8 protein-coding genes, 1 tRNA gene and 2 pseudogenes are annotated in these 7905 nt (G+C 53.1%); 7 read left to right on the top strand and 4 right to left on the bottom strand.

The genetic code is table 11. The features are described 5' to 3' along the window. A pseudogene (locus SHM7688_RS20085) lies at window positions 1–344 on the top strand (hypothetical protein); the annotation flags it as partial. Window positions 345–453: 109 nt separating this feature from the next. Here SHM7688_RS20085 and SHM7688_RS16190 read toward each other — a convergent pair. Further along, window positions 454–1176 carry a hypothetical protein gene (locus tag SHM7688_RS16190; RefSeq protein ID WP_058240998.1) on the bottom strand — a complete coding sequence of 241 codons (723 nt, stop codon included), beginning with the start codon at window positions 1174–1176 and terminating at the stop codon, window positions 454–456. A gap of 212 nt (window positions 1177–1388) precedes the next feature. Between SHM7688_RS16190 and SHM7688_RS16185 the strand changes: the two genes are divergently transcribed. Both SHM7688_RS16185 and SHM7688_RS16180 read left to right on the top strand, forming a co-directional pair. After that, on the top strand, window positions 1389–1688 hold the full coding sequence (locus tag SHM7688_RS16185) for a hypothetical protein (RefSeq protein ID WP_058240997.1): 300 nt from the start codon (window positions 1389–1391) through the stop codon (window positions 1686–1688). Then, window positions 1646–2653: pseudogene (locus SHM7688_RS16180) on the top strand (recombinase family protein); the annotation flags it as partial. The gene SHM7688_RS16185 and the pseudogene SHM7688_RS16180, both read left to right, overlap by 43 nt. Before the next feature lie 544 nt (window positions 2654–3197). Here SHM7688_RS16180 and SHM7688_RS16175 read toward each other — a convergent pair. Beyond that, window positions 3198–3283, bottom strand: a tRNA-Leu gene (locus SHM7688_RS16175). 169 nt (window positions 3284–3452) lie between these two features. Between SHM7688_RS16175 and SHM7688_RS16170 the strand changes: the two genes are divergently transcribed. Both SHM7688_RS16170 and SHM7688_RS16165 read left to right on the top strand, forming a co-directional pair. Further along, entirely contained in the window at window positions 3453–4031 is a 579-nt protein-coding gene (locus SHM7688_RS16170; protein ID WP_058240996.1) for a YqaA family protein, read from the top strand. Next, a complete protein-coding gene (locus tag SHM7688_RS16165) occupies window positions 4028–4495 on the top strand; it encodes a disulfide bond formation protein B (RefSeq protein ID WP_306341272.1) in 468 nt (155 codons plus the stop codon). Before SHM7688_RS16170 ends, SHM7688_RS16165 begins: the two co-directional genes overlap by 4 nt. Before the next feature lie 9 nt (window positions 4496–4504). Here SHM7688_RS16165 and SHM7688_RS16160 read toward each other — a convergent pair whose 3' ends face one another. Next, the gene (locus tag SHM7688_RS16160; RefSeq protein ID WP_058241006.1) at window positions 4505–4930 is read right to left on the bottom strand and encodes an Lrp/AsnC family transcriptional regulator; all 426 of its coding nucleotides are present in this window, start codon (window positions 4928–4930) and stop codon (window positions 4505–4507) included. Between the two features lie 115 nt (window positions 4931–5045). Here SHM7688_RS16160 and rocF point away from each other — a divergent pair, with 115 nt between their 5' ends. Further along, a complete protein-coding gene (gene rocF / locus SHM7688_RS16155) occupies window positions 5046–5972 on the top strand; it encodes an arginase (protein ID WP_058241005.1) in 927 nt (308 codons plus the stop codon). 43 nt (window positions 5973–6015) lie between these two features. After that, window positions 6016–7062, top strand: coding sequence for an ornithine cyclodeaminase (gene ocd / locus SHM7688_RS16150; protein WP_058240995.1), 1047 nt, complete (start codon window positions 6016–6018; stop codon window positions 7060–7062). A gap of 63 nt (window positions 7063–7125) precedes the next feature. Here ocd and SHM7688_RS16145 read toward each other — a convergent pair whose 3' ends face one another. Further along, window positions 7126–7869: a heme-dependent oxidative N-demethylase family protein gene (locus SHM7688_RS16145; protein WP_058240994.1), complete on the bottom strand. Its 744-nt coding sequence runs from the start codon at window positions 7867–7869 to the stop codon at window positions 7126–7128. Between the last annotated feature and the right edge of the window lie 36 nt (window positions 7870–7905).

Here is a 7905-nt window from a genome sequence, read left to right as displayed (position 1 = left end):
CTGTTCGTCCGAAAATCTGCGTTTCATTGTCCATCCTTTGCTTGGACGGATTACTAACATCTCAATGGCCCGATTTCAGGGGGCTGGGTCATGATGAAGCAGGTGGGTTTTTGTTCTCTTACGAACAGTACTTTGGCGCAAAAGAACCTTCTAAGGCGAGCCAGAAAAAGCGAGATGCTGGTGAAGAGATTAGCGCCGATAGAACTAGGCGTTTGTTTTATGTTACGTCCACAAGGGCCAAGAACAGTCTCGCCCACGTAATTTACACATCCGACATAGCTAAAGTTAAGTCAGATCTTATTGAGAGAAAATTTGCCAAAGAAGATGAGATAGTTGTGCTTTAACGTGCAGTTGTAACGGGGACCGTCGGTGCACCGACGGTCCTGCGCTGTTGGCAACCTAGGCTTATTCATAGGTGTTCATGAAGCTGAGGGGCACTTGAACTCTCGACGATCATTTCTCAAACTGAACCGTGATGCGATGTATGGTGCTTGGTCTGTCCGCAATCCATGTGTTTAGGCTTTGAATGTTGGTCGGGATATCATCGGTCGGGGCAGTGATCATCACGAACTCATGCATGCCTTCATCGTGGTTTTCAGTCAGCGGATCGACTTGTCCATCTGATCGCTTTGGCAATCGATTTTGACCTGATTGGATTAGTGCGCTGACTTCGCCATTGGAGCCAAGCGGGACATTGTGCCATTGACCGCGCACAGCTTGGAACGCGATGGCATGGCCTTCGGTCTCACTTTCCAATTCAAAGCAAAACCGCTCGCCAAGTCGAATGGTCGTATCGGCTGGCTTCAACTGACTTTCGCGCTCGACTATGCCCATCGTCAGGGGAACAAGCACAAGACGAAAACGATCTGAGATAGCCCGTTCGTCTATGATGGCTTGCCAGCGTTGCTCTGGTGTCTCGGGAAAAATCTCAGGCGAAAGGCGATGGGCCAGATTGAAATGATGCTCAAGCAGCCATTGGTGGATTAGCGCAGCATATGTGGCGGCGATCTCGCCCCTACGCATATTACGTACATAATCCTGCCCACGTGCCACAGGATAACCCACAGCGTCATCCATGATGAGGTCAGGCGTTTTCCTTGGATCAAGATCAGCGAGCGCCTTGAGGACTGGATATAGCTTCGCCTTGTCGGCCTTATTCTTTGGATCAAATGACATGTCTCCTCATACACCCGTATTCACCCCCTGAACACCCGAGATAGCCACAGCCTTGCCATGCTAGGGACAGGTTAAGCGCATAGGATCATTCAGAGATTTTCCTTGCGTGGTCGCAGGGAAATGTGGTTATTTGTTCTCATTGTGCGCCCGGAACAATTGGCGACATGAGAAAGACATTTTCCAAAAACCGATTTGAAGAAAGGAGCGCGTGCATGACCTGTCCGCCTAATAAAAACAATACGCCCACACGCCCCAGCCTCTCAGTAGATTGGGAGGTTTACGCCGCCATGCTGGAAGCCAGCGATATGCCGCTGGATCAGCAACAAGAACTAATCGAAACCCTTTGGTCCATCGTCGTTATGTTTGTTGATCTCGGCTATGACATCAAACCCGTTACGCAAATCTGTGGAGAAGATCAGGAAGCATTGGATCAGGATTCCAGTGATTTGGTATCCTTGTTGAACAACGAATGGGCGCAGACACGTGCAGAGGAGGACCAATGGCAGGAGTAATGGCAAAACCAAAGAAGGCAGTGATTTATGCGCGCGTGTCGGGGGCAAAGCAGGTCCGCGAAGGCGATGGCCTTGCTAGTCAGGAAAACCGGTGCCGCGAGTATGCGACTTACAAAGACTACGATGTCGTCGAGGTGTTCAAAGACGACATGTCAGGGAAATTCGAGCGCCGTCCAGCGATGGATCGGATGTTGGCCTTCCTGCGCCTGCACCCCAAGGGTAGCGTGGTGGTCATCATTGATGACATCAGCCGCTTTGCCCGTGACGTTCAGGCTCATATCTCTCTGCGTCAGACATTGAGCGATGCAGGCGGCATCTTGGAAAGCCCGTCCATCGAATTTGGTGAGGATAGCGACTCTCGCCTTGTCGAACACATGCTTGCCTCTGTGGCGCAGCACCAGCGCGAAAAGAACGCTGAGCAAACCTCCAACCGCATGAAGGGGCGAATGATGAATGGTTATTCCGTCTTCTCCGCGCCTGTGGGTTACACGTACAAAAAGACCAAGGGCCATGGGAAACTGCTCACGCCAGATGAACCCGTTGCATCCATCGTCAAGGAAGCGTTGGAAGGTTATGCTTCTGGTCGTTTTGCTGGACAAGCGGACATCAAGCGTTTCTTGGAAGCCCAGCCAGAGTTTCCGAAAGACCTGCCCAATGGTCAAATCCGCCAGCAAAAGGTGACGGACATGCTCAACCGCGTGATCTATGCAGGTTATATTGAGCATGAACCTTGGGGCATCACACGTCGCCAAGGCCACCACCAAGCTTTGATCTCATTGGAGACCTATCAAACCATCCAAGAGCGTCGGAACAGCAAAGGCATCGCCGCCAAGCGCCCTGACATCAGCAAGGACTTTCCTTTGCGTGGTTCGGTCAATTGTGCCTGCTGCGACAAGCCGATGACTGCCTATTGGTCACGAAGTGCAACGGGGAAGCGTTACCCGTATTACAACTGTCAAACCCGTGATTGTTCGGAGTATCGCAAGAGCATCCGCGCGGAAAAGATCGACACTGAGTTTGAAAAAATCCTCCGTTCGATGACGCCAAGCAAAAACATGCTCGATATCGCTATGTCGATGTTGAAAGACGCATGGGATCAACGCGGCGACCAAGCCAAGCAAGCAAAGGCTGAAATCAAACGCCAGCACAAGGAGTTGGATAAGCAGCAAGATGCACTTGTCGAACGCATGGTCGAGACCTCGAATCCAAAGGTCATGGCGGCACTCGAAAGCAAGATTGCGAAGCTGGAAGAGGAAAAGCTTTTGCTGACAGACAAGCTATCCCAAAACACCAAACCGAAGAGCACACTGTCCGAAATTATCGAACTTTTGAGAGATTTCCTCTCAAGTCCTTGGAATATCTATGAAAAGGGATCGCTTGAAGTGCGGAAAACCATCCTGAAAACGGCTCTCAAGGCACCATTGGCATACGACCGCCAAAACGGTTATCGAACTCCACAAGTGTCTGTAATTTTTGATTTTTTAGCGGATTTCACATCAAAATGTGAAATGGTGCCCAAGGAGAGACTCGAACTCTCACGATGTTACCATCGGGGGATTTTGAATCCCCTGCGTCTACCATTCCGCCACTTGGGCCACGGTGCTGATGTATATAAGCTTTTGAGGAAGGTCCAGCCTCAAAACGCAACAAAATGCATGAGAGAGAATTGGCCTATACTTATGGATTGGACGATTATTTGCTTGCACTTCGGACGTGATGCCATAGGCAAGACTCAAAAGAAAAACAGGCACGCGAGATCGCGACATGCTGCAAAGCCTTTATGACCGAACCCTAAGCCTGGCGGATCATCCCCGGGCACTTTGGGCTCTGGCCGCTGTAAGCTTCATTGAAAGCTCATTTTTTCCGATACCGCCGGATGTCTTGATGATTCCCATGATTCTGGCCGCGCCTTCTCGGGCATGGCTGATCGCTCTCGTGGCACTCGTCTCCTCTGTAATGGGGGGGCTTTTGGGCTACGCCATTGGTTCGTTTGCCTTCGAACAAATCGGCGAGCCGATCCTGACTTCGCTTGGAAAGGCAGATGCCGTTGCCGAGTTTTCGACGCGCTTCAATGATTTTGGATTCTGGGCTGTTCTGGGAGCGGGCATCACCCCCTTCCCCTACAAGGTGATCACCATCATGTCGGGTTTCACGGGGATGCCGCTCGCTACCTTCATGGCAACGTCTGTCTTGGCACGGGGCATTCGGTTTTTTCTGGTAGCGGCCCTATTGCGCAGCTTTGGTGCCCCGATCCGTGACTTCATCGAGAAACGCCTTGGCCTTATCACCACACTCTTTCTGACGCTGCTCTTTGGTGGCTTTCTAATTGTGAGATACCTATGATGCTCTCCGGCAAGACAGCCTTTGTCATCCTGTCCGCTTTTTCAGCCTTCATGATCCTTGGCGCTTGGGGGTTTGAGTTCATTGGCGCCATGCCGCCCTGCAAACTGTGCTATTACCAGCGATACCCGCACTGGCTTGCAGCGGGCTCTGGCATCTTGGCGGTGGCAACCGGCACGGTGGCACTGGCCTATATTGCCGCTTTGGGCACGGCTTTGTCGGGCTTGGTCGGGCTTTATCACAGTGGCGTGGAGCGGAGATGGTGGGAAGGCCCAACGACCTGCACCAGCGGTGACGTCACCTCAATGAACGCCGAGGATCTCTTCAATCAGATCATGACCGCCCCAATGGTGCGCTGTGATGAAATTCCTTGGGACATGTTTGGCCTGTCCATGGCCAACTACAACGCATTGTTTTCATTAGGTGCGGCTGCACTCTGGATTGTCGCCGCACGCAAACTGAGCTGAGTGACCGCGTTATCCCGATTTTCGCGTTGAGAGCAGCAGGTTTGTTTCGCTTGTTGCCACCCCATCAAGGCGGCGAATCTGGGCGAGCACCTCGTCCAGCTCGGCCAGCGTCTCAGTGCCCAGCTCGACAATAAGATCCCAACGGCCATTGGTGGCGTGAATCGCCCGCACTGCAGTGAACCCGGTCAGGCTGCGGACAATGCGGTCAGTGCCCCTGCCCTCAATGCCGATCAACATCAAACCACGCACCGGATCGCTTTTCACATCGTCCTGAAGCACCACCGTAAAGCCGACAATATCCCCCCGCTGGCGCAGACGCTCGATCCGCCCCCGTACGGTTGTACGCGACACCCCCAGAAGCAAGGCAAGATCGGAAAGGGATGCGCGTGCATCATGCCGCAAGGCTGAAATCAACTTTCGATCAACATCATCCATTTCGCGCATACCCTATTTCGTTTTGGAAAAGTTGCACCCGTTATGGTCAATTTGATGGGTGTAATTCAACCCGTTTCGGAATGAATTTTGGGGAAACGCGAAAATGGACAATCCAATGACACAAAAATCCTGCCTGCTGATCGGAGCCCCTGTGGATAGCGGCAAACGCCGCAGAGGCTGCCTTATGGGGCCGGATGCGTATCGCACTGCGGGCCTGCGGGAAAGCCTCGAAGATCTGGGGCATTCTGTCGAAGACCTCGGGAATTTGCGCCCTCAAGGCTACGCCCCCGATGCCGAGGACAATGATCTCCATGCGCTGAATGAAACCATTGCCTGGACAGAGCTGCTGACCGAAACAGCAGAATCCGCCTGTGCACGTGGTTTCCCAATCTTCCTTGGGGGCGATCACAGCCTTGCTGCAGGCACCGTAGCGGGCGCAGCAAACCACGCCAAAGCACTAGGGCGCGCGTTCTTCGTGCTTTGGCTGGATGCGCATTCAGACTTCCACACTCCACAAAGCACAGACAGTGGTAACCTGCATGGCACACCTGTGGCCTATTTCGCAGGTCGCGGCGGCTTTGAAGGGTTCCCGAAGGTCCAAAACCCTGTGAAAGAAGAAAACATCTGCATGATTGGGTTGCGATCCGTGGATGCAGCCGAGCGCGCAGCGCTTCAAGACACCAAGATACGCCGCCATGACATGCGGGAAATTGATGAAAACGGGATTGCCCGACCACTGAGCGCTTTCCTGGAGCATGTGGCCGCACAGAACGGCATGCTCCATGTCTCCCTTGATGTGGACTTTCTGGATCCGTCAGTTGCCCCAGCGGTTGGCACAACCGTGCCAGGTGGCGCAACTGTGCGAGAGGCGCATCTGGTGATGGAAATGCTCCATGATTGCGAGCTGGTGACATCTCTGGATCTAGTCGAGTTGAATCCCTTCTTGGATGAACGCGGCCGCACTGCAAAACTCATGGTGGATCTGGCCGCATCGGCCCTGGGACGCCGCGTCTTTGACCGCACCACCCGTAGTTTTTCCTAACCCAGCGCTTCGCTGACAATATGCTTAACAGAGGATTAATATCGTGACGCAACCTTCTGAAAAGGCGCTGGTTCCTTTTGTTTCCGTCGACAATATGATGCGTTTGGTGCACCATATCGGTCTTGAAGAGATGCTCAAAGATCTTGCAGATTACGTCGAAGAGGATTTTCGCCGCTGGGAGCTTTTTGACAAAACGCCGCGAGTGGCCAGCCATTCTGACGTCGGGGTGATTGAATTGATGCCCACCTCCGACGGGGAAGCCTATGGCTTCAAATATGTGAATGGGCACCCCAAGAATACCGCCGAGGGGCTGCAGACTGTTACGGCATTTGGCCTCTTGGCTGATGTGTATACAGGCTATCCCGTTCTGCTGACGGAAATGACCATTTTGACCGCGCTGCGCACCGCAGCTACCTCTGCCATGGCGGCAAAATATCTTGCCCCCAAAGGCGCGGACACCATGGCCATGATCGGAAACGGGGCTCAATCTGAGTTTCAAACACTCGCCATGAAGGCGATCATCGGGCTGAAGACCGTGCGCCTGTATGACAAGGATCCTGCCGCAACCGCAAAATGCGCCGAAAACCTTAAAAATAGTGGTCTCACTGTTGTTTCATGCGCGAGCCCTCAAGAGGCCATTGAAGGCGCACATATCCTCACCACCTGCACCGCAGACAAGCAATATGCCACGATCCTGAGCGACAATATGGTTGGCTCTGGCGTGCATATCAACGCAATTGGTGGCGATTGCCCCGGTAAGACAGAACTCGCCAAAGGCATTCTTGAGCGTTCCGATGTGTTTGTGGAGTTCCCGCCCCAAACCCGCATTGAAGGCGAGATTCAGCAGATGCCAGAAGACTTCGCCGTGACCGAGCTGTGGCAAGTGATCTCAGGCATAAAACAGGGGCGTACAGATGCACGCCAAACCACCCTGTTTGACAGTGTTGGCTTCGCCATCGAAGACTTCTCCGCACTGAGATATGTGCGCGATAAAGTCGCCCAAACGCCCTTCCATGAGGATTTGGACATGCTGGCTGACCCAGATGATCCGCGCGACCTGTTTGGAATGGTGCAACGCGCCAAACCTTAAGGGTACTTAAGAAAAGTTCGGTAACCCTTTGAAAATAATAGCAGCTACGAAAGGTCGCAGCTGCTATTTTAACACAGCGTCTTTCGTGACCATAAAGGTGTGGATGGAAAAAATCACCGCATCGGTTTCTGGCAAACGCAAAATGCTTTGCTTTTCCGACCTGAGATACGCGCCGCTTTCCGCCACCACTGGCGCCCGGGGCGCATCTTCGGCGCGCGGCGTAAACAGCTCAGGATCATCATACCAAAGCGCGTTTTTTCGCCACAGAGGCCGACCGGGCCGCACCCCATCAAACAGGCGCTGCACCCGCTTTGCGATGTTGGCGTCATATTCTGAAACAGGCACATGAATGCGCAGCAGCGGCCGCATGAATTTCTCAGACAAGGTCCAACTGGCGGGAAAACACAGCACCGCCCCCGTCAAAACATGCTCCGCGCCCTGTTTCTGCAACAGACAGATATCTTCCTGAATGATCTGCCCTAAAGTTATCAGAGGCGCCGTCCAGTCCAGATTGATTTTGGCACCATCAGGACAGATCACATGATCCGCAAGGACAGAAAACCCTTCGATATGGCAGAGTTCAGACAGCACCAATGCAAGCGCCTCTTGCGCCGCAGGCAGCGCACCTGGATCAAGTGCGGCAACCTCGCCGCGCTGCGCCTCCAAAAGATGTCGCCGCAAGGCCATCTGGCCATTGTAGGCATCATCAACGATCAACCACTCCGCCATCTGCAAAGGAGAGATACCGGGCAGAGACTTTTCGGCGAGCGCATCATAGGGAATGCTGGCTTGTAAAATCGGTTCCATAGCTTTGATTTATCGGATTTTATCCGCAATCGCACG

It is taken from the genome of Shimia marina, from assembly GCF_001458175.1.
GTDB classification, from domain to species: domain Bacteria; phylum Pseudomonadota; class Alphaproteobacteria; order Rhodobacterales; family Rhodobacteraceae; genus Shimia; species Shimia marina.
The sequence above is the reverse complement of the archived record's forward strand: the minus strand, read 5'-3'. Positions and strand labels throughout refer to the sequence as shown.